The 18,481-nt window shown below is 60.3% G+C and carries 20 protein-coding genes; 13 read left to right on the top strand and 7 right to left on the bottom strand.

Features of this window, described 5'->3' with window-relative positions:
* Window positions 1-66 precede the first annotated feature (66 nt).
* Window positions 67-486: a DUF4112 domain-containing protein gene (locus Z945_RS0116160; protein WP_025053135.1), complete on the top strand. Its 420-nt coding sequence runs from the start codon at window positions 67-69 to the stop codon at window positions 484-486.
* Between the two features lie 10 nt (window positions 487-496).
* Here Z945_RS0116160 and ndk read toward each other — a convergent pair whose 3' ends face one another.
* Window positions 497-919: a nucleoside-diphosphate kinase gene (gene ndk, locus Z945_RS0116165; RefSeq protein WP_025053136.1), complete on the bottom strand. Its 423-nt coding sequence runs from the start codon at window positions 917-919 to the stop codon at window positions 497-499.
* A gap of 175 nt (window positions 920-1,094) precedes the next feature.
* Between ndk and Z945_RS0116170 the strand changes: the two genes are divergently transcribed.
* The 4 genes from Z945_RS0116170 to Z945_RS0116185 all read left to right on the top strand — a co-directional run bounded on the left by Z945_RS0116170 (window position 1,095) and on the right by Z945_RS0116185 (window position 4,852).
* Window positions 1,095-1,511, top strand: a complete 417-nt coding sequence (locus tag Z945_RS0116170; RefSeq protein WP_025053137.1) for a hypothetical protein — start codon at window positions 1,095-1,097, stop codon at window positions 1,509-1,511.
* A 75-nt stretch (window positions 1,512-1,586) separates the two neighbouring features.
* Complete coding sequence (locus Z945_RS0116175) at window positions 1,587-3,446, top strand: ABC-F family ATP-binding cassette domain-containing protein (protein ID WP_025053138.1); 1,860 nt, start codon at window positions 1,587-1,589, stop codon at window positions 3,444-3,446.
* Between the two features lie 135 nt (window positions 3,447-3,581).
* Window positions 3,582-4,220: a MarC family protein gene (locus tag Z945_RS0116180; RefSeq protein ID WP_037971113.1), complete on the top strand. Its 639-nt coding sequence runs from the start codon at window positions 3,582-3,584 to the stop codon at window positions 4,218-4,220.
* A 50-nt stretch (window positions 4,221-4,270) separates the two neighbouring features.
* Window positions 4,271-4,852 (top strand): retropepsin-like aspartic protease family protein, encoded by a 582-nt coding sequence (locus Z945_RS0116185; protein WP_025053140.1) that lies wholly within the window; start codon window positions 4,271-4,273, stop codon window positions 4,850-4,852.
* 22 nt (window positions 4,853-4,874) lie between these two features.
* Here the strand turns inward: Z945_RS0116185 and Z945_RS0116190 are convergent, their stop codons facing one another.
* Together Z945_RS0116190 and Z945_RS0116195 are read right to left on the bottom strand one after the other, a co-directional pair.
* Entirely contained in the window at window positions 4,875-5,333 is a 459-nt protein-coding gene (locus Z945_RS0116190; protein WP_025053141.1) for a DNA polymerase III subunit chi, read from the bottom strand.
* 6 nt (window positions 5,334-5,339) lie between these two features.
* Window positions 5,340-6,812 carry a leucyl aminopeptidase gene (locus Z945_RS0116195; RefSeq protein ID WP_025053142.1) on the bottom strand — a complete coding sequence of 491 codons (1,473 nt, stop codon included), beginning with the start codon at window positions 6,810-6,812 and terminating at the stop codon, window positions 5,340-5,342.
* Between the two features lie 137 nt (window positions 6,813-6,949).
* Here Z945_RS0116195 and lptF point away from each other — a divergent pair, with 137 nt between their 5' ends.
* The 7 genes from lptF to Z945_RS0116230 are packed head-to-tail and all read left to right on the top strand — an operon-like array spanning window position 6,950 to window position 14,950.
* Window positions 6,950-8,080, top strand: coding sequence for an LPS export ABC transporter permease LptF (gene lptF, locus Z945_RS0116200; RefSeq protein WP_025053143.1), 1,131 nt, complete (start codon window positions 6,950-6,952; stop codon window positions 8,078-8,080).
* Window positions 8,077-9,174, top strand: coding sequence for an LPS export ABC transporter permease LptG (lptG, locus tag Z945_RS0116205; protein ID WP_025053144.1), 1,098 nt, complete (start codon window positions 8,077-8,079; stop codon window positions 9,172-9,174). Before lptF ends, lptG begins: the two co-directional genes overlap by 4 nt.
* Entirely contained in the window at window positions 9,174-11,327 is a 2,154-nt protein-coding gene (locus Z945_RS0116210) for an LPS-assembly protein LptD (RefSeq protein ID WP_025053145.1), read from the top strand. The genes lptG and Z945_RS0116210 overlap by 1 nt, the downstream gene beginning before the upstream one ends.
* 5 nt (window positions 11,328-11,332) lie before the next feature.
* Window positions 11,333-12,556, top strand: coding sequence for a peptidylprolyl isomerase (locus Z945_RS0116215; protein ID WP_081781016.1), 1,224 nt, complete (start codon window positions 11,333-11,335; stop codon window positions 12,554-12,556).
* Window positions 12,553-13,527: a 4-hydroxythreonine-4-phosphate dehydrogenase PdxA gene (gene pdxA / locus Z945_RS0116220; RefSeq protein WP_025053147.1), complete on the top strand. Its 975-nt coding sequence runs from the start codon at window positions 12,553-12,555 to the stop codon at window positions 13,525-13,527. The genes Z945_RS0116215 and pdxA overlap by 4 nt, the downstream gene beginning before the upstream one ends.
* On the top strand, window positions 13,524-14,366 hold the full coding sequence (rsmA, locus tag Z945_RS0116225; protein WP_025053148.1) for a 16S rRNA (adenine(1518)-N(6)/adenine(1519)-N(6))-dimethyltransferase RsmA: 843 nt from the start codon (window positions 13,524-13,526) through the stop codon (window positions 14,364-14,366). The genes pdxA and rsmA overlap by 4 nt, the downstream gene beginning before the upstream one ends.
* A complete protein-coding gene (locus Z945_RS0116230; protein ID WP_025053149.1) occupies window positions 14,363-14,950 on the top strand; it encodes a hypothetical protein in 588 nt (195 codons plus the stop codon). Before rsmA ends, Z945_RS0116230 begins: the two co-directional genes overlap by 4 nt.
* A gap of 37 nt (window positions 14,951-14,987) precedes the next feature.
* Here Z945_RS0116230 and Z945_RS0116235 read toward each other — a convergent pair whose 3' ends face one another.
* The 3 genes from Z945_RS0116235 to prfA all read right to left on the bottom strand — a co-directional run bounded on the left by Z945_RS0116235 (window position 14,988) and on the right by prfA (window position 17,741).
* Complete coding sequence (locus Z945_RS0116235) at window positions 14,988-15,641, bottom strand: DUF4167 domain-containing protein (protein ID WP_025053150.1); 654 nt, start codon at window positions 15,639-15,641, stop codon at window positions 14,988-14,990.
* A gap of 211 nt (window positions 15,642-15,852) precedes the next feature.
* Entirely contained in the window at window positions 15,853-16,668 is an 816-nt protein-coding gene (gene prmC, locus Z945_RS0116240; protein ID WP_025053151.1) for a peptide chain release factor N(5)-glutamine methyltransferase, read from the bottom strand.
* 17 nt (window positions 16,669-16,685) lie between these two features.
* Entirely contained in the window at window positions 16,686-17,741 is a 1,056-nt protein-coding gene (gene prfA, locus Z945_RS0116245; RefSeq protein WP_025053152.1) for a peptide chain release factor 1, read from the bottom strand.
* Window positions 17,742-17,802: 61 nt separating this feature from the next.
* Here prfA and Z945_RS20390 point away from each other — a divergent pair, with 61 nt between their 5' ends.
* Window positions 17,803-18,090 (top strand): hypothetical protein, encoded by a 288-nt coding sequence (locus Z945_RS20390; RefSeq protein WP_081781017.1) that lies wholly within the window; start codon window positions 17,803-17,805, stop codon window positions 18,088-18,090.
* Here Z945_RS20390 and Z945_RS0116250 read toward each other — a convergent pair.
* Window positions 18,028-18,468 (bottom strand): DUF1499 domain-containing protein, encoded by a 441-nt coding sequence (locus Z945_RS0116250; RefSeq protein ID WP_037971115.1) that lies wholly within the window; start codon window positions 18,466-18,468, stop codon window positions 18,028-18,030. The two genes, Z945_RS20390 and Z945_RS0116250, sit on opposite strands and share 63 nt — an antisense overlap.
* Between the last annotated feature and the right edge of the window lie 13 nt (window positions 18,469-18,481).

The raw sequence follows: 18,481 nt of genomic DNA on the forward strand, positions 1-18,481 counted from the left end.
GACGTGACCTCTGTGCTAATATCCGAACATCCGGGAACCTCTACGCGGCACTGGTGTTCTCTTTTCATGAACGCTCAACACACACCCGACCAAACCGCCCATCCGCATCAAGTCGATCTCGCCCGCCTGCGCAAACTGGCGACCCGAATGGACAATGCATATCGCCTGCCGATCGTCGGCGTCAGAATTGGCTGGGATGCGATCCTTGGCCTTGTGCCGGGTATCGGCGACGCTCTGGCGTTGGCCCCTTCCGTTTACATCATCAGCGAAGCGCGCCGCATGGGAACACCGGGGCCTACGCTATTTCGCATGGGCGCAAACGCGGCTGTTGACCTCGTGATTGGTGCGGTGCCGCTGGTGGGTGACTTGTTTGACATCGGCTGGCGATCCAAGACACGCAATGTCGACTTGCTTGAAGCGCATCTGCAACGGCAGGCACCAGACACGAAAAAGGCCGCATCGCTGCGGCCCTTCCCAAAAGCTTGATCGGTCGGGTTTAGCCGACGAGTTCGAGACCGGAGAAGAAATATGCAATCTCTTCTTTCGCAGTCTCTGGCGCGTCTGAGCCGTGAACAGAGTTTTCGCCGACACTTTCGGCAAATTCGGCGCGGATTGTGCCCGCAGCGGCATCCGCAGGGTTTGTAGCACCCATTACTTCGCGGTTCTTGGCAATGGCGTCTTCGCCTTCCAGAACCTGAGCCACGATTGGCGCGGACGCCATGAATTCGCACAATTCGTCATAGAACGGACGCTCAGCGTGCACTTTGTAAAACTCGCCTGCCTGCGCTTTGGTCAGGTGAATGCGCTTTGACGCAACGATGCGCAGACCGGCATCCTCAAATTTCTTGGCAATCGCACCGGTCAGGTTACGCTTGGTTGCATCGGGCTTGATGATCGAAAATGTACGCTCAAGGGCCATGTGGCTTGCTCCTATGGGGTGTTGATTTGCGCGGGCTTTAACATGAGGGTTTGGGGTTGGAAAGGTTGGAATGTTTGCAAACCTCTATCCACTCAATGAATATCTCCGATATGACTAGCCTGCGGTCGGGTGCTACCGATCCGGCTTCGACCTGAGATCTAAGCGAGGCACCTTCATGCACTTTCGGCTGACCAAAAACGACAGCGCTGATATAGGGTTTGCCCTCCATTGCCTGAAAAGTTCAGCCATTCACTTTGGCGAGTTCAAAGAATGGATATACCACGTCATCACAGATGCAGACGATCCTCCGCACTACCTGTTTGATATGCTGGAGGTTGCACAATTGATCGACTTCAAACCGATGCGGATCATGGGGTGGCACAGCAGCTTCACATTAAGCGACGATGAAGCCGCAGCGCTGAGCGGCATCGCCCTTCTGCGCGGAATCTCCACGATGCAGGACAGCATCTCGAAGAAAGAGGCGCTGGAGAGGTTGCAAGACAACGGCGCTTTCTTTGATAGAGTGAAAGCTTTTTTCCCTTTTCTCGATCTTGAACAGGCCGTTGGCCCCGACCCGGATCGAGGCAAATGAGCGTTTGCGACCGATCTACCGCAGCGGTTCAAACCATACATTGACCCCATCCGCCGCTTGGTCCAAACCCCGTCCATGTTACGCATCTCAGAAATCAATTACTCCATCGAAGGCCGTCCTCTGTTCGAGGAAGCCTCTGCTGTCATCCCAGAAGGCCACAAAGTGGGGCTTGTGGGCCGCAACGGCGCGGGAAAGACTACGCTTTTCAAGATCATACGCGGCGAACTTGGTCTGGACGCGGGCGACATTTCGCTCCCCTCACGCGCCAGGATCGGCGGCGTCGCACAGGAAGTGCCCTCCTCTGACACGTCGCTGATAGACACGGTATTGCAGGCTGATACCGAACGCGCGGCCTTGATGCTCGAATCCGAGAGTGCAACCGATCCGGCCCGCATCGCGGACATTCAGGCGCGATTAGCGGATATTGACGCATGGTCCGCCGAAGGCCGCGCTGCTTCGATCCTCAAAGGTCTAGGGTTTGAGGCCGAAGAACAATTGATGCCCTGCTCCGCCTTCTCTGGCGGATGGCGCATGCGTGTAGCGCTGGCGGGTGTGCTCTTTGCCCAACCCGATTTGCTGCTGTTGGACGAACCGACCAACTATCTCGACCTCGAAGGGTCGATCTGGCTGGAACAATACCTCGCCAAATATCCCCATACGGTGATCATCATCAGCCACGACCGTGGCCTGCTGAACCGCGCCGTCAATGGAATCCTCCATCTCGAAGAGCGCAAGCTGACCTTCTACCAAGGCCCCTATGACCAGTTCGCCCGTCAGCGTGCTGAACAACGCGCCGTGCAGGCGGCGATGGCCAAGAAGCAGCAGGCGCGCCGCGATCACATGCAGGCCTTCGTTGACCGCTTCAAGGCCAAGGCATCCAAAGCCAAGCAAGCGCAATCGCGCCTCAAGATGATCGAGAAGATGGACATGATTTCATCGCCCGAACAGGCGGCGAAACGCGTCTTTACCTTCCCCGAACCCGAAGAGCTTTCCCCGCCGATCATCCAGATCGAAGGCGGTGCGGTGGGTTATACCGAGGATGTGCCGGTCCTGTCGCGCCTCAACCTACGCATTGATCAGGACGACCGCATCGCGCTTTTGGGTAAGAACGGTCAGGGCAAATCCACCCTGTCGAAACTACTGTCGGACAGGCTGATCCTGATGGGCGGCAAAGCGGTCAAAGCCAACAAACTGCGCATCGGCTTTTTCGCGCAGCATCAGGTGGATGAACTTGTCGTCAAAGAAACCCCGCTCCAGCACATGATCACGGCCCGCCCTGGTGTGATGCAGTCGAAACTGCGCGCCCAACTTGCGGGCTTTGGCCTTGGCCCCGATCAGGCCGAGACCGAAGTCGGCCGCCTTTCTGGCGGTCAGAAGGCCCGCCTGTCGCTGCTGCTGGCCACACTGGACGCGCCGCATCTGTTGATCCTCGACGAGCCGACAAACCACCTTGATATCGAAAGCCGTGAGGCGCTTGTAGAAGCGTTGACGCAGTATTCCGGTGCCGTGATCCTCGTCAGCCACGACATGCACCTGCTGTCGATGGTCGCTGACCGCCTTTGGTTGGTGTCGGACGGGACAGTAACGCCCTATGAGGATGATCTGGAATCCTACCGAAAAATGCTGCTGACGCCGACCAAACCGGTCAGCAAGAACCAGAAGCCCAAGGAAGCGCCGAAACCCAAACGGGCCAGCCGCGACGAGATCCTCGCGCTCCGCTCTGAGGTGCGCAAATCCGAAGCCCGCCTGAGCAAAATCAACGAGATGCGCGACAAACTGGCCAAGAAACTGGCCGATCCGGCACTTTATGAAGACGGCAAGGTCGGTGAGTTGGAAGTATGGAACAAGAAATACGCCGAGGTGATGAACGCCCTCGAACGCGCTGAAGCCCTGTGGATGCAGGCCGAAGAGAAACTGGAAAAAGCCAGCGCCTGATGGTTAAGCGCTGTCAGTTCTGTATAGTAAGGGGAACAGTCGGCTTATTGACGTCTCCCTTCAGACAAGGCCCGCGTGGCACCAGACAACTTGTCTATGGATTATTAAAAGTGCACGGCACGCGAAGACATAAATATGATTGATATTGATACCGCCTATACGATCACCGCTTTCGCCACCATGCTGGTCGTGATCGACCCTGTCGCGATTGCGCCGCTCTTTCTTGCGCTCACACAAGGTATGCGGCCCGAACAGCGCCGCCGCATCGCGGTCCGTGCCACGCTGACAGCGGCCTTTGTGCTCGCGATTTTTGCCTTTTTTGGGGAGGCGGTGCTGGGGTTTATCGGCATCTCCATGCCCGCTTTCCGCATTGCAGGCGGCGTGCTGCTGTTTCTAACCGCGCTCGACATGCTGTTTGATCGCCGCACCAAGCGCCGCGAGGACCGTGCCCATCATGAGGATGACGACCACGACCCTTCTGTCTTTCCGCTGGCCATTCCGCTGATCGCCGGCCCCGGTGCCATCGCTTCGATCATCCTGCTGATCGGCGAAAAGCCGGGCGGCGAAGGTCTGATCACCATTCTGGGCATCACCGCTTTAACCCTTGTATTGATGCTGGTGGTGCTGATCCTCAGCCCGCGTCTGGACCAGATGATCGGCAAAACCGGGATTGATGTAATCACCCGCATCCTCGGCATGTTGCTGGCCGCCCTTTCAGTGCAATTCGTACTCGATGGTCTATCTGCCTATGGTTTCGGGCCCGGCACAGGCTGACAGACGCCTATCGTGTTCCTATATAACAGGGACAGCCGATAGGAGCGCCAATGGCCAATCTCGACACCGGAAACCTGATTTACCTTATTGTGCTGCTGGCCATGGTCGGCGGTTGGTTTCTCATGCAAAGCCGTGATGGGCTGAACAAAACCCTGCAATATGCCGCCGTTTGGGGCATGATCTTTGTCGGTGGTGCCGCTGCCGTGGGCCTGTGGCAAGACATCAGCCGCGACGCCCGCAGCCCTCAGATCAGCGTGAACGGGAGCGACCAGGTGATCGTCCCCCGCGCACGGGATGGGCATTACTATCTTGATCTGCGCATCAATGACGTGCCTTTGCGCTTTGTCGTCGATACGGGTGCGACCGATATGGTACTGACCACCGCCGACGCCGCGCGCGCCGGTGTCGACACTGAAAACCTGTCCTATCTGGGCCGTGCGAATACCGCCAATGGCGAGGTCCGCACCGCTTTCGTCCGTCTTGACGCGGTGCAACTGGGCAATGTGACGGACCGCAATGTACCCGCCGTTGTCAACGAAGGCGAAATGCGGCAAAGCCTTCTGGGCATGGGCTATCTGCAACGCTGGGGCCGGATCGAGATTGCGGGTGGTGAACTGATCCTGACGCGATAGAGACGGGTTGCCTACGGCTCCGTCAGGTCTCCGCTTTCTTTTCCCACCGGCCTGATTCCTCGGACCAGTACTGCGCCTTTGCACTTGCGTTTTTCAACGCCTTCCATTGGCTCCGCGCTGTATCGAGTGCCATTGGGTCGTTTCCATCGAACAGCACACAAACACGTTCCAAACGCCCGACTTCCTCTGACGAGACCTGCGCGCCGTCCACAGACATCACGCAATGCGGGTCGTTCGCCGCCGCCGTGTCCAGGGTAAGAAGGACAGGCTGCTCCGCATCCGCAGGTCCACCCGCGATACCATGAGGCAAGAACCCGTCCTCCGGCCCCAGCCACAGCGCACGGTCGAGAGCCTCAAGCGCGGCACCCTCCGTGCCGCGCACCGCAACGCGCCAGCCGTTCTCCAGTGATTTGCCCAAGAGCATCCGCAGGGTATCCGCCTGTGAGCGTTGCGTCAGGTGGTAGAAATAGGCAGCGCCCATGGGGTCTTAGTCCTTTTCAAACATATCGGCCACCAAGCGGTTCAGCGAAGCCACACCCCATCCCGTGGCACCCACCGGTGCCAGCGCGGTTTCGGACTTAACCGAGGCCACGCCGGCGATATCGAGGTGGATCCAGGGTGTACCGTCCTTTACAAACCGCTGCAGGAACTGCGCGGCGGTAATCGACCCGGCAGCGCGGCCACCGATGTTCTTCATATCCGCAATCCGGCTTTTGAGCAGTTTGTCATAGGCGTCACCCAGCGGCATCCGCCACGCGCCTTCACCCTCTGCACCGGCGGCCTTCAAGAAAGCGTTGCAGAGCGTATCGTCATTTGAAAACACACCTGCGTTTTCATGTCCGAGCCCTACGATGATCGCGCCCGTCAATGTCGCCAGATCAATCATCGCGGCGGGCTGGAACCGGTCCTGCGCGTACCACATCACATCGCACAGCACCAAGCGTCCTTCGGCATCGGTGTTGATCACCTCAACCGTGTCGCCCTTCATCGAGGTGATCACATCACCGGGGCGCACCGCATTGCCCGATGGCATATTTTCAACCAGACCAACCAGTCCCACGACGTTGGCCTGCGCCTTGCGCAGCGCAAGCGCGCGCATCACGCCCGCGACCACGCCGGCACCGCCCATGTCCATTGTCATATCTTCCATACCGGCGCCGGGTTTCAGACTGATGCCGCCGGTGTCAAAGACCACGCCCTTACCGACCAGTGCCAGCGGTGCGTCGTCCTTGTCGCCGCCCTCCCAACGCATGACCACTACTTTGGACGGGCTGTCAGAGCCTTGTCCGACACACAAAAGTGTGCGCATGCCGAGGCTTGAAAGCTCCTTCTCATCCAGCACTTCAACCTTGAGCCCCAGCTTTTCCATCGCGGCCAACTGATCCGCGAATTCTGTCGTCGTCAGCACATTGGCAGGCGCATTGGTCAGATCGCGCGTCATAAAGGCCCCTTCGGCCACGGCCATCAGGGGCGCGGCGGCGGCCTGCGCTTCTTCGGGTTTGTTGGACATGACGGTGACACTGCCTGCCCGTTCTGCCGGTTTGCTTTTGTGATCCTCGAACCCGTAATCGCGCATGGCAATGCCAAAGGCGACCTCGGCCACATGCCGCGTGGACCCCGCCAGCACCAGCAGGTCATCGCGCGCACGCACTTTGGCTAATGCGGCCCCCGCCTTGCGGGCCTCATGCACCGAGGCTGTGCGCGGCAGGCAAATGACATCGACGGCCTCTGCCGCCATGCCAACAGGATAGGCCAAAACGCTCCGGTCACCGGGTTTCAATTTGCCAAAGCTTTCGCTCTCCGTCAGGCGTGCAACCGCCCCGCGGGTCAGCTTGTTGACCCGCCGCGCACCGGTATCCAGTCGCCCCTCAGGGTCGACAAAAATCGCGACGCGCCCCGCATGCTCTGCAATACGGTCGATATCGGTCTCTTCAAAGGAAATGGGTGTCACTGTTGTCATGGCTTGGGCCCCTGCATCTGATTTCCTACCAGACCTAGCGCGGCTAGGTGCCGGTGACCAGTTAGCAGTTTTCCTGAACCGGATAATGCTTTAGACATCCTTAAAACAGCTCAACCGGGCATCTTCGAGGAACGCGAGTGGCCAGATTAGACCGCTATATGCTGTCGCAGCTTTTGTTGCTTTTCGGCTTCTTCGCTTTGGTCCTGGTGGCGTTGTTCTGGATCAATCGGGCTGTGGTGCTGTTTGACCGGCTGATCGGAGACGGGCAATCCGCCCTTGTTTTCCTTGAGTTCACAGCCCTTGGCCTGCCCCGCCTGATCACCACGGTCTTGCCCATCGCGACCTTTGCGGGGGCCGTCTATGTCACCAACCGCATGTCGCAGGAATCAGAAATGACGGTCCTGCAATCCACTGGCTCCAGCCCCTGGCGGCTGGCGCGACCCGTGCTGGTCTACGGTCTGTGCGTGGCATTGATGATGAGCTTGCTGAGCCATTTTCTGGTGCCGATGGCGCAATCGCAGCTGACCCAGCGCGAAAGCGAAATCTCGCAGAACGTGACCGCAGGCTTGCTACGCGAAGGCCGGTTCCTGCACCCGACAGAGAAAGTCACCTTCTACACCCGCGTCATTGATGCGGACGGTGTTCTGCGCGATGTCTTCCTGTCGGACCGGCGCAACGCCGCCGAAGGTGTTATCTATACCGCAGCCGAAGCCTATCTGGTACGCAACGGCACCGGCACGACGCTGATCATGGTGGACGGTTTGGCGCAAAGGCTGAACCAGACGGACAAACGGTTGGCTACCGCCAAGTTTCGCGACTTTTCATTTGATATTTCGACCCTCGTCAGCAGTGATGCGCCCGGCAGCACCGCGATACCTGATCTGACCACACCGCAGTTGATTACGGGTTGGCAAGCATTGACCAAGCGCGGCGAAGTCGCAGCGGGCGTGATCGCAGAGGAGCTAAATTCGCGCTTCGCACAGTCGCTTTTCTGTATCATCGCTGCTTTGGTCGGCTTTTCCACACTTTTGACGGCCGGGTTCTCGCGGTTCGGGGTCTGGCGCGAGATCGCCATCGCTTTTGCACTGCTGATCGCCATCGACGGCTTTCGCGGCACGCTGGTTGAAAGTGTGCGCAGCGACGCTGGCCTCTGGCCTCTGCTATACCTGCCCTCGCTCGTCGGGGCTGTGCTGGTAACACTGATGCTGGCCCATGCGGCGCACCCGGGCTGGCTGGCCCGGCTGAAACGCAAGAGGGCAGTCGCATGATCTTGCATGTCTATTTTGCACGCCGCTTTGCCATGGCATTTGTGGGGATTACGGCGGTGCTGTTCGCCTTGGTCGTCTTGATTGACGCCGTGGAACAGGCCCGCAAGTTCGGCGGTCTGGGCATCGGCTGGCAAGAGATACTGGGTCTGACCCTGCTTAGCGCCCCGCAGACCATCAATCTGATCCTGCCGCTGATTGTTATTCTGGCAACGATCACTTTGTTCATTTCGCTGTCACGGTCATCCGAGCTTGTGGTGACCCGGGCGGCGGGGCGCTCTGCCATCCGGGCGCTAATCGCGCCGGTTTTTGTAGCTTTGGTAATCGGTGTGCTGGCGGTCAGCATGCTGAACCCGATCGTGGCGGCCACTGGCAACCGTTATTTGCAACTGTCCGAAAGCTACCGCGCCGGCGGTGCATCGGCGCTGTCAGTGAGTGATGAGGGCCTCTGGCTGCGCCAAGGCACCGCTGAGGGGCAAACGGTGATCCGCGCCTGGCGCTCGAATGCCGATGCTTCTGTGCTGTATGACGTGACTTTCATCTCGTATGACAGCCAGAACGGCCCCGTGCGCCGGATCGAGGCAGGCAGTGCCGCGCTTCAGGACGGTGCATGGTCACTGCGCAACGCCAAAGCCTGGCCCTTGCGCGCGGGTCTAAACGCCGAAGCCAACGCTGAGATGTTTGAAACGCTTGAAATCCCGTCGACCCTGACGCTGGAGCGCATACGCGAAAGCATCGGCAAACCGGCAGCGGTGTCGATCTATGAATTGCCCACCTTCATCCGCCAGCTGGAGCAGGCCGGATTCAGCACGCGGCGTCATTCGGTCTGGCTGCAAACCGAATTCGCGCGGCCCCTGTTCCTCATCGCAATGGTCCTTGTCGCCAGCGCCTTTACCATGCGCCATGCGCGGGGGGGCGGCACCGGCGTGGCTGTTCTCAGTGCTGTGCTGCTGGGCTTTGGTCTCTATTTCATCCGCAGCTTTGCGCAGATCCTCGGCGAGAACGGCCAGATCCCCGTTCTTCTGGCGGCCTGGGCCCCGCCGGTGGCAGCCATTTTGCTTGCCATAGGCCTGTTGCTGCATATGGAGGACGGCTGATGCGACGTCTGATCCTTGTTCTCACATTCGTCTTTACCCTGCCCGGCCTGTTGTATGCTCAGCAAATTGACGCATCCGGTGCCGCGATGCTGATCGCGGATGAAGTCTTTATCACCGCAGAGCGCGAGCTGGTTGCCGAGGGCAACGTCGAGGCATTCCAAAACGGGGCCCGTCTACAGGCCAGCGCCGTGCGCTACCGGCAGGATGATGGCCGCTTGATCATCGAAGGACCGATCACGCTGACACAAGGCGACCAGACGCTGATCTTTGCCGATGCAGGGGAACTGGACGCGGACCTGCGCAATGGCATCCTGACGGGTGCGCGGCTGATCCTGAACCGCCAATTGCAGATCGCGGCGGCACAGGTGGACCGTGTCGAAGGTCGCTATGACCAACTGTCCAAAGCCTCTGTCACCTCGTGCAAAGTCTGTGAAGACGGGCGTGCGCCCCTTTGGCAGATCCGCGCCCGGCGCGTGATCCATGATCGGGTAGACCAGCAGCTTTATTTTGACGAGGCGCAGTTTCGTATTCTGGACGTGCCGGTATTCTATCTGCCGCGGCTGCGCCTGCCCGGGCCCGGCCTGGCCCGCTCCAGCGGCTTTCTGGTGCCGAAAATCCGCACCACATCGCAGCTGGGCACGGGCGTCAAAATTCCTTACTTCATCAAACTGGGCGATCACCGCGACCTTACCGTCACCCCCTATCTGTCGGGTGTAACCCGCACGCTGGAACTGCGTTACCGGCAGGCATTCCAGCGCGGGCGCATCACCGTAGACACCGCCGTCACCCGCGATGACCAGCGCCCCGACAAGACCCGGGGATACCTTTTTGCCAATGGGGCTTTCGAACTGAACCGCGGTTACCGCCTGACATTTGACATCGAGGCGACAACAGATCGCGGCTATCTCACTGAGTACGACTATTCCGACAAGGACCGACTGGAAAGCAACATCAGCGTCAGCCGCGCCCAGCGTGATCAGTTTGTGCGCGGCACGTTCTACAACTTTGAAAGCCTGCGCGCGGACGACATCAACGACAACCTGCCCACCGTGGTGCTGGACGGCGAATACGAGCGCCGGTTCTTCCCTTCCGCACTGGGCGGTGAACTGCGCTTGCGGCTTGAGGCGCACAGCCACCGGCGCAATTCGGACAGCGATATCGACGGACCCGATGATGATCTGGTGACCGACGGGCGCGATGTAGCCCGTCTGAATGGCCGGGCAGATTGGCTGCGTCGTTTTACCTATGGCAACGGTCTGGTTGCGGATGTGCAGGCAGGCGTCAGCTTCAACTTCTTTGATATCACGCAAGACGCCAGCTTCGACCAGAACCACGCCGATATCGCACCCCAAGCTGCTGTCGCCTTGCGCTATCCGATGGTGCGGCGCGACGCGGATGGTGTGACCCAGGTGCTTGAGCCTGTGGCGCAGATCGGCTGGGTGCGTGGCAGCAGGCTTGATATCCCGAACGACGAAAGCACGCGGGTTGAGTTTGACGAGGGCAATCTGCTGGCGCTGTCCCGCTTTCCGCGGCCCGACAGACGCGAGCGGGGTGTCATCGCGGCGATCGGGGTGAACTGGGCGCGCACCAATCCGACTGGGTTCGACACGCAACTGACATTTGGTCAGGTTTTTCGGGACGAAGCTGACCCCGATTTCTCACTATCCTCCGGGCTGACGGGCAAATCCTCCAACTATCTGGTTGCGGCCCAGATCAAGACCACGAACGGGCTGACGCTTAGCGGACGCACCCTGTTTGACAAACAATTCGAGCTTGCCAAAGCCGAGCTGCGCGGAAACTGGGGTTTTGCCAAGGGGGGCATCGGCGGCTCTTATGTCTGGCTTGACGCAGATGAAGCCGAAGAACGCGATGCGGCGGTCTCCGAAATTTTTCTGGCGGGCAACTACGACATCAACACCCATTGGCGGGTGAATGCAGATTGGCGTTTCAACTTGGCCGATGACCGTGCAGCGACGGCTGGTATCGGCCTGAACTACACCAATGAATGTGTCGACGTGGATATGCGCGTTGCGCGAAGCTATTCTTCCTCTACAGCGGTTGAGCCTACGACCAATTTCGGCTTTAACATCGGTCTCAGAGGCTTTGCCGCCTCATCGGGCGACCAACAATTCATCCGCTCTTGCAAAAGGTGATCCAGATGACGTTTTTTACTCAGTTTCGCGGTCTCGCGCTGGCCGGTGTGCTTGCCTTTGGCGGCACTGCGACGCTGGCTCAGAATCTTTTTGCCCCGGCAGCAAGGGTCGATAATGCGGTTGTCACCGAATTCGAAGTACAGCAGCGCCAACGCTTTTTGCAGCTCTTGAACGCACCGGGCACCGACCGCGACAGCGCGCTGCAAAGCCTGATAGACGACCGCCTGCGCGCACGGGTTGTCGCCGCTGCGGGCCTTGTGCTGACCCCTGAAGGACTGGCTGAAGGGGTGACCGAATTCGCCGCCCGCGCCAACCTGAGCCGCGAGGAATTCATCACCGCTCTGGGGCGTGCCGGCGTCGATGAGGAAACGCTGAACGACTTTGTATCAAACTCGCTCAGCTGGCGCGAACTGATCCGTGCGCGTTACCTCAGCCGTGTGGACATCTCAGAAGACGAGATTGATCGCGCGCTTGGCAACACACGCTCGAACGGCGACGGCATCCGTGTCCTTCTGTCCGAGATCATCATCCCCGCGCCGCCGCAAAACGCCGCCCGTGTGGCAGCACTTGCCGAACGCATCGCCCAGTCCCAGACCGAGGCAGAGTTTTCGCGCTTTGCCAGCCAGTACTCCGCCACCGCGTCGCGCGGTCGCGGCGGGCGCATGCCTTGGACACCGCTGGAAAAGCTGCCGCCCGCCTTGAAGCCCATTCTGCTGGCGCTTGGCCCCGGTGACGTGACAGCGCCATTGCCCATCACCAATGCGGTTGCCCTGTTCCAACTGCGCGGGATCGAAGAAACCGGCGTTCCTGCGCAGGTCTATTCCAGGATCGAATATGCCGCCTATTACATGGCGGGAGGCCGCAGCCCCGAAACACTGGCCCAAGCGGCCAAGCTGCGCACCCAAGTCGATACCTGTGACGACCTATACGGCGTGGCGAAAGGCCAGCCCGAAGAGGTGCTGGACCGTGCCACCCAAGCGCCCGGCGAAATCAGCCAGGACTTTGCCATCGAACTGGCCAAGCTAGATCCGGGTGAGGTGTCGACCGCACTGACCCGTGCGGACGGTCAAACGCTGGTGTTCCTGATGCTGTGCAAACGCACCGCCGAGGCCAATGCAACTGCGAGCCGCGAGCAGGTCATCACCGCCCTGCGCCAGCGCAAACTGCAAGGCTATGCCGATGTGCTGATGGCCGAGTTGCGTGCGAACGCCCGTATCTCGCGGCCATGAAGCCACCAACCGTTCCGGTCGTTATATCCTGCGGTGAACCTGCCGGGATCGGCCCCGAAGTCGCAGCCCGCGCTTGGGCCGCCCTTGCGGGCGAAGTGCCGATGGTCTGGCTGGGTGATCCGCACCACCTGCCGGAAGGCTTCGCGCATCAGGTGATTTCAAAACCGCAAGAGGCCGCAGATCTGAGCCCGGATGTCCTGCCGGTCATTGCGCGCGATTTTGGCTCTACCGCCGTTGCAGGCGTCCCCGACCCTGCCCATGCCGCGCATGTGATCGATATGATCGCCCTTGGGGTGTCACTTGTGCGCGACGGTGCGGCATCTGCGCTCTGCACGGCACCCATCCACAAGAAAGCGCTGAAAGAGGGTGCCGATTTCGCCTATCCCGGACATACAGAGTACCTTGCCGCCTTGGGCGGCGTGGATGATGTGGTGATGATGCTTGCCTCTGACCAGCTGCGCGTGGTGCCTGCCACGATCCATATCGCGCTGGACCAAGTGCCGCTGCAACTGACGCCTGACAGCCTGCGCCGGGTGATCGAGATCACCCATGCGGGCCTGCGCGACCGCTTTGGCATCGCCGCGCCCCGTCTGGCTATTGCGGGCCTGAACCCTCACGCGGGCGAAGGCGGTACGATGGGTCTGCAGGAACTCGCTTGGATGACCCCGTTGATTGAGAGCATGCGCGAGGAGGGATATGACCTGACCGGCCCCCTGCCCGCCGATACGATGTTCCACGCCGCCGCCCGCACCCGCTATGACGCGGCGGTGGCGATGTACCACGATCAGGCGCTGATCCCGATCAAGACGCTGGATTTCGATCAGGGCGTGAACGTCACGCTGGGCTTGCCTTTCATCCGCACCTCGCCCGATCACGGCACTGCCTTTGACATCGCCGGCAAGGGTCTCGCCAATCCCACCAGCATGATCTGCGCGATCCGCATGGCCCATCAGATGGCCAGCGCCGCGTGAGCGCCATCGACAGCCTGCCGCCCCTGCGTGACGTCATTGCGTCTCATGAACTGTCCGCGCGCAAATCATTGGGCCAGAACTTTCTGCTGGACTTGAACCTGACAGCCAAGATTGCCCGCCAAGCCGGTGATCTGAGCGGCTGCGATGTGCTTGAGATCGGCCCCGGCCCCGGCGGGCTGACGCGCGGATTGCTGTCCGAAGGGGCGCGGCATGTGTTGGCGATTGAAAAAGACCCCCGCTGCTTGCCTGCGTTGGCCGAAATTGCGGTGGCCTATCCCGGCCAGTTGACAGTGGTCGAAGGCGACGCGCTTGAGGTTGATCCGCTGGCGCATCTCACGCCTCCCATCCGTGTGGCCGCAAACCTGCCGTACAATGTCGGCACCGAATTGCTGGTGCGCTGGCTGACGCCGCGGGATTGGCCGCCTTTTTGGGAAAGCCTGACGCTGATGTTCCAGCGCGAGGTGGCTGAGCGCATCGTGGCGCAACCGGGTTCCAAGGCTTATGGGCGGTTGGCGCTGTTGGCGCAGTGGCGGGCTGATGCACGGATCGTCTTGCATCTGCCGCCCGAGGCTTTCACCCCGCCGCCCAAGGTTTCCTCTGCTGTTGTCCATCTGACCGCCCTGCCCGAACCGCGCTTTCCGGCGGATGCTGCCGTGTTGAACCGCGTGGTCGCCGCGGGCTTCAACCAGCGGCGCAAGATGCTGCGGGCCTCGCTGAAGGGCGTTGCCCCGAATATCGAAGACCGCCTGATCGCTGCCGGGATCAAACCCACTGACCGCGCAGAGCAAGTGCCACTTGAAGGGTTCTGTGCCTTGGCACGGGAAGTCGCGAAGGGATGATACGGACGGCCGTTCTACTGCTTGGTCTGTTGGCATTGACCGCCTGTGGCGTTCGCCCGCCGCCGCCCGGCGACCCGCGGGATGTAGCAGCCCTGGCCGCCGAAATACGAGGCCTTTCACCCAACATCGACCCCGCAGAGGCCGCCCGTGCGGCTCAGGTCGCCTATCGCGCCAGTTTCGACCTTTCACGGGCCTATGGCATCACCGACCCGCCGCTGGTGCATAATGCAAAAGTGAACGCCGGCACACGGCCACGCGGGCTGTGTTACCACTGGGCCGAAGACCTACAGGCTTTGCTGGATGCGGAGGGTTTTGCGACGTTGCAAACCGCGCGGGCTATTGCAAACTCTGACAGACGTTTCTTTATCGAACACAGTACTACTGTGATCACGCCCAAAGGCGCGCCGATGCAGGCTGGTATTGTTGTGGATCCCTGGCGTGATGGCGGCAGGTTGTTCTGGTCAAAAGTACCTGATGACCCCCGCTATGTTTGGGTGCCGCGAAAACAGGTGCTGAAAGAGACTGGCCGGATCAGATATGTACAGCGTACGGCGGGGTCGCTGGTGCCACTCCCGATCGAGTGACGCCAATTCTCTCTAAATAACAGGTGCTTACGCTGGTTTATTCAGCCGCTTCCGGCTGATCCCCATTGTTTTTACCAGCCGCGTCGCTGCTCTCCGCCTCGGGCTTGGGCTTTGGCTTGCGGCGGGGCGCACGCTTGGGCTTCGGTTTGCTTTCCGGTGTCTCAACCAACCCGCTGTCCGCCTCTTGCTGCGCAGGCTCTGCGATAAAGTCGGGCAGCGTGGTTTCTGCGGGATCAGACGCAGGCTGCTGCCCCCCATCGGCGTTGCCGCTCTGGTTGGACCGCTTTTGGTTGCCATCGTTCTGATCGTTGTTGTTTTGCTGGTTGCCGCCTTGGTTGTTGCCTTCGCGTTCCTGACGCTCGGCCCGTTCGCGATCGCGCTCGGCCTGACGTTCACGGTTCACGCGCTCTTGTTCCTCGCGGCGCTGGTCCTGTTCGCGCTGCGCTTCTGACAACATCCGCAGATAATGCTCTGCATGCTGCTGAAAGTTTTCCGCCGCAACGCGGTCATTGCTCAGTTGTGCATCCCGGGCAAGTTGGTTGTACTTTTCGATCACCTGACTCGGCGTCCCACGCACCTTGCCCTCGGGGCCGGAGCTGTCGAACACGCGGTTGACGACATTACCACCGCTGTTTTGTTGGTTGCGGTTACGATTATTCTTCGACCGGGACCGGGATCTCGTAGATTTCATGAGGGGATATCAGCCTTTGGTGCTGTTTTGCATGTTGGAACCGATATGCGCAAAGCGCGGGCAGCATCGGTTAATCAATCGTTTATCAATTGTTGGGCATAACGCCGCGCGGGACCGTCAAAGACATCCACCGCTGCAACACCCCTGAATAAGCACGGGCAAGCCGGTTGAGCAAGTCTAAAACCGCAATAATTGTTGGAAACTGGCCAAATTACGCAGGTTGCGCGGCGCAAACCACACGCGCACGTCCGTCAAGGTCTTGTGCAAGGTCGATTCCAGCCCAGCCTGCGGCGCGGAAGATATCGCACACGGCCTCGCCCTGTTGCCAGCCGATTTCGACCAACACACGACCTTCAGCGCTCAGATACCCCTGCGCCTGCGACGCGATGATGCGGTAGGCCGACAACCCGTCCAGCCCGTCGGTCAGGGCCATCTTGGGTTCATGGTCGCGCAGTTCAGGTGCGACATCAGCCATCTCTGTGGCGGCCAGATAGGGCGGGTTCGCGACGATCAGATCAAAGCGCCCCTCGACCCGGTTGAACCAGTCGGACTGGTGGATTTCGGCCCGCCCTGCCACACCATGCAACACGGCATTGGCGCTGGCCTGCAAACACGCCCCTTCGGACAGATCAACGCCCACACCGAGCGCCGCTTCGCGCTCGGCCAGCAAGGTCACAAGGATGCAGCCCGAACCGACACCAAGATCCAGCACCCTGTCGAAAGGCGCGCTCAAAGCCAGATCGATCAGCGTTTCGGTTTCAGGACGCGGGTCCAGCACCTCGCGGCTGATCTTGAAATCACGGCCATAGAAAGCGCGGCTACCCACGAGATGCGAGACCGGGACCCGCACGGCCCTGAGTGCGACAAGATGATCAAAACGCTCGGCAATCTCGGGTGCAATTTCTTCGGGCGCGATCAGCGTGACCCGCGCGGCATCGACCGACGCCGCATGGGCCAGCAAGAGCCGCGCATCGCGTGCCGGGTCCGGCACACCCGCAGCCCTCAGACGTGATGCGGCAGCGGCCATGGCTTGCGCTGCCGTGCTCACAGGTTCATCGCCGCCATCTGCTGCGCCTGCGCATCGGCAGTCAGCGCATCTACGATCTCGTCCAGATCGCCCTGCATGATCGCATCAAGACGATAGAGCGCCAGGTTGATCCGGTGATCCGTCATACGCCCCTGCGGGAAGTTATAGGTGCGAATCCGCTCCGACCGGTCGCCCGACCCCACCTGCGATGCCCGATCGGCAGAGCGTTCGCCATCAATGCGCGAGCGTTCCATGTCATAAAGCCGCGCCTTAAGCACCTGCATGGCCTTGTCGCGGTTGCGGTGCTGGGATTTCTCGGAGCTTGTCACCACGATGCCGGTGGGTAAATGCGTGATGCGCACAGCAGAATCAGTGGTGTTGACATGCTGACCACCTGCCCCCGAGGACCGCATCGTGTCGATGCGCAGATCATTCTGGTTGATCTCGATGTCCACATTCTCGGCCTCTGGCAGCACAGCCACCGTCGCGGCGGAGGTGTGAATGCGCCCTCCCGATTCCGTACTGGGCACGCGCTGCACCCGGTGCACACCGCTTTCGTACTTCAACCGGGCAAAGACATTCTGGCCAGTGATATGCGCCACGACTTCCTTGACGCCGCCCAATTCGGTCATCTGCTCTTCGATCAGGTCAAAGCCCCAGCCCCGCGCCTCGGCGTAGCGTTGGTACATGCGCAAAAGATCGGCGGCAAAAAGTGCTGCCTCATCTCCGCCGGTGCCGGGGCGAATTTCCAGCATGGCGGGTTTGGCATCCGCCGCATCACGCGGCAAAAGGGAGATCTGCAAAGCGGCCTCGACCTTGGGCAGCTCCGCTTTGAGCGTTGGCAGTTCCTCGCGGGCCAGTTCGGCCATCTCGGGATCGGTTAGCATGGCTTCGGCCTCGGCCACACCAGAGACCAATTGTTTATAAAGTGTGATCTGATCCACGACAGGCTTGAGGTCTGCGTATTCCTTGGCCAGGGCCGCAAAGTCAGCCCCATCCGAACCAGCAGACATCGACGCTTCCAGAAACTGAAATCGCTGCGAAATCTGCTCAAGGCGGTCCATTGGTATCATGCCCACCCTGTCGCCGATAGAAAGGCTTTGGTCAAGGGCCGCTGCATGCTATGGTGTCGTCATGAAACACGCTGTTTTACTGGCCAGCCTGTTGGCCCTGCCCGCCGCCGCCGATCAAACCTATCCGGGCGGCAAGACGGTTGACTGCTATTGCACCGACCGTAATCACAACCGGATCGAGTTGGGCGAGACGATATGCCTGAACGTGGACGGGCGGATGTTTATGGCGCAATGCCAGATGTCGCTGAACGTGCCAATGTGGCGCGAGGTCCAGAAGGGCTGCCTGTCATCCTCCCTCGACGCTCCCCAGCCAACGCTTGATCCGCTGGGTGTTTACCCCAAGATCTGAAGAGCCAAACCGCGCGCGGCCATAGACCTCAAGGTAGGTTTCGCCCTCGGCTGTCTGATAGATGCCCATTGTCGTGTAGTCGGGAAATCCGAAGAACGCAGAGCGCGTTACAAAGGTCAGTTGTTGCTCCTGTACCGATCCTGCCAAAAGAGAAGTGCGCGGTGCGGCCTCTGCTACATCGGCCAGGGCTTGCAACTTGGCGGTGGCATCGCCCTCAATTTCATCCCGCCAGATATAGCCGTTGGGCCGTGTCCGCGTGCCGGTGCCCACCGGCTCTGCACGCGTGTTCCATTGCGCCGGGTCACTTGGGGCAAGGCGGACATAGGCCATACCTGCCACCACCACGATCACAATCAGCCACAACAACATCCGCAACATGCTCCCTCATTTC

Source organism: Sulfitobacter noctilucae (assembly GCF_000622365.1).
Classification (GTDB): domain Bacteria; phylum Pseudomonadota; class Alphaproteobacteria; order Rhodobacterales; family Rhodobacteraceae; genus Sulfitobacter; species Sulfitobacter noctilucae.

Coding starts and splice junctions, on each gene's coding strand:
- Z945_RS0116215 (WP_081781016.1), top strand. CDS start 11,333: ATGACGTTTTTTACTCAGTTTCGCGGTCTCGCGCTGGCCGGTGTGCTT.
- Z945_RS0116180 (WP_037971113.1), top strand. CDS start 3,582: ATGATTGATATTGATACCGCCTATACGATCACCGCTTTCGCCACCATG.
- Z945_RS20390 (WP_081781017.1), top strand. CDS start 17,803: ATGAAACACGCTGTTTTACTGGCCAGCCTGTTGGCCCTGCCCGCCGCC.
- Z945_RS0116250 (WP_037971115.1), bottom strand. CDS start 18,468: ATGTTGCGGATGTTGTTGTGGCTGATTGTGATCGTGGTGGTGGCAGGT.
- prfA (WP_025053152.1), bottom strand. CDS start 17,741: ATGATACCAATGGACCGCCTTGAGCAGATTTCGCAGCGATTTCAGTTT.
- Z945_RS0116235 (WP_025053150.1), bottom strand. CDS start 15,641: ATGAAATCTACGAGATCCCGGTCCCGGTCGAAGAATAATCGTAACCGC.
- Z945_RS0116160 (WP_025053135.1), top strand. CDS start 67: ATGAACGCTCAACACACACCCGACCAAACCGCCCATCCGCATCAAGTC.
- ndk (WP_025053136.1), bottom strand. CDS start 919: ATGGCCCTTGAGCGTACATTTTCGATCATCAAGCCCGATGCAACCAAG.
- prmC (WP_025053151.1), bottom strand. CDS start 16,668: ATGGCCGCTGCCGCATCACGTCTGAGGGCTGCGGGTGTGCCGGACCCG.
- Z945_RS0116175 (WP_025053138.1), top strand. CDS start 1,587: ATGTTACGCATCTCAGAAATCAATTACTCCATCGAAGGCCGTCCTCTG.
- lptG (WP_025053144.1), top strand. CDS start 8,077: ATGATCTTGCATGTCTATTTTGCACGCCGCTTTGCCATGGCATTTGTG.
- pdxA (WP_025053147.1), top strand. CDS start 12,553: ATGAAGCCACCAACCGTTCCGGTCGTTATATCCTGCGGTGAACCTGCC.
- Z945_RS0116185 (WP_025053140.1), top strand. CDS start 4,271: ATGGCCAATCTCGACACCGGAAACCTGATTTACCTTATTGTGCTGCTG.
- Z945_RS0116190 (WP_025053141.1), bottom strand. CDS start 5,333: ATGGGCGCTGCCTATTTCTACCACCTGACGCAACGCTCACAGGCGGAT.
- Z945_RS0116195 (WP_025053142.1), bottom strand. CDS start 6,812: ATGACAACAGTGACACCCATTTCCTTTGAAGAGACCGATATCGACCGT.
- Z945_RS0116230 (WP_025053149.1), top strand. CDS start 14,363: ATGATACGGACGGCCGTTCTACTGCTTGGTCTGTTGGCATTGACCGCC.
- Z945_RS0116170 (WP_025053137.1), top strand. CDS start 1,095: ATGCACTTTCGGCTGACCAAAAACGACAGCGCTGATATAGGGTTTGCC.
- Z945_RS0116210 (WP_025053145.1), top strand. CDS start 9,174: ATGCGACGTCTGATCCTTGTTCTCACATTCGTCTTTACCCTGCCCGGC.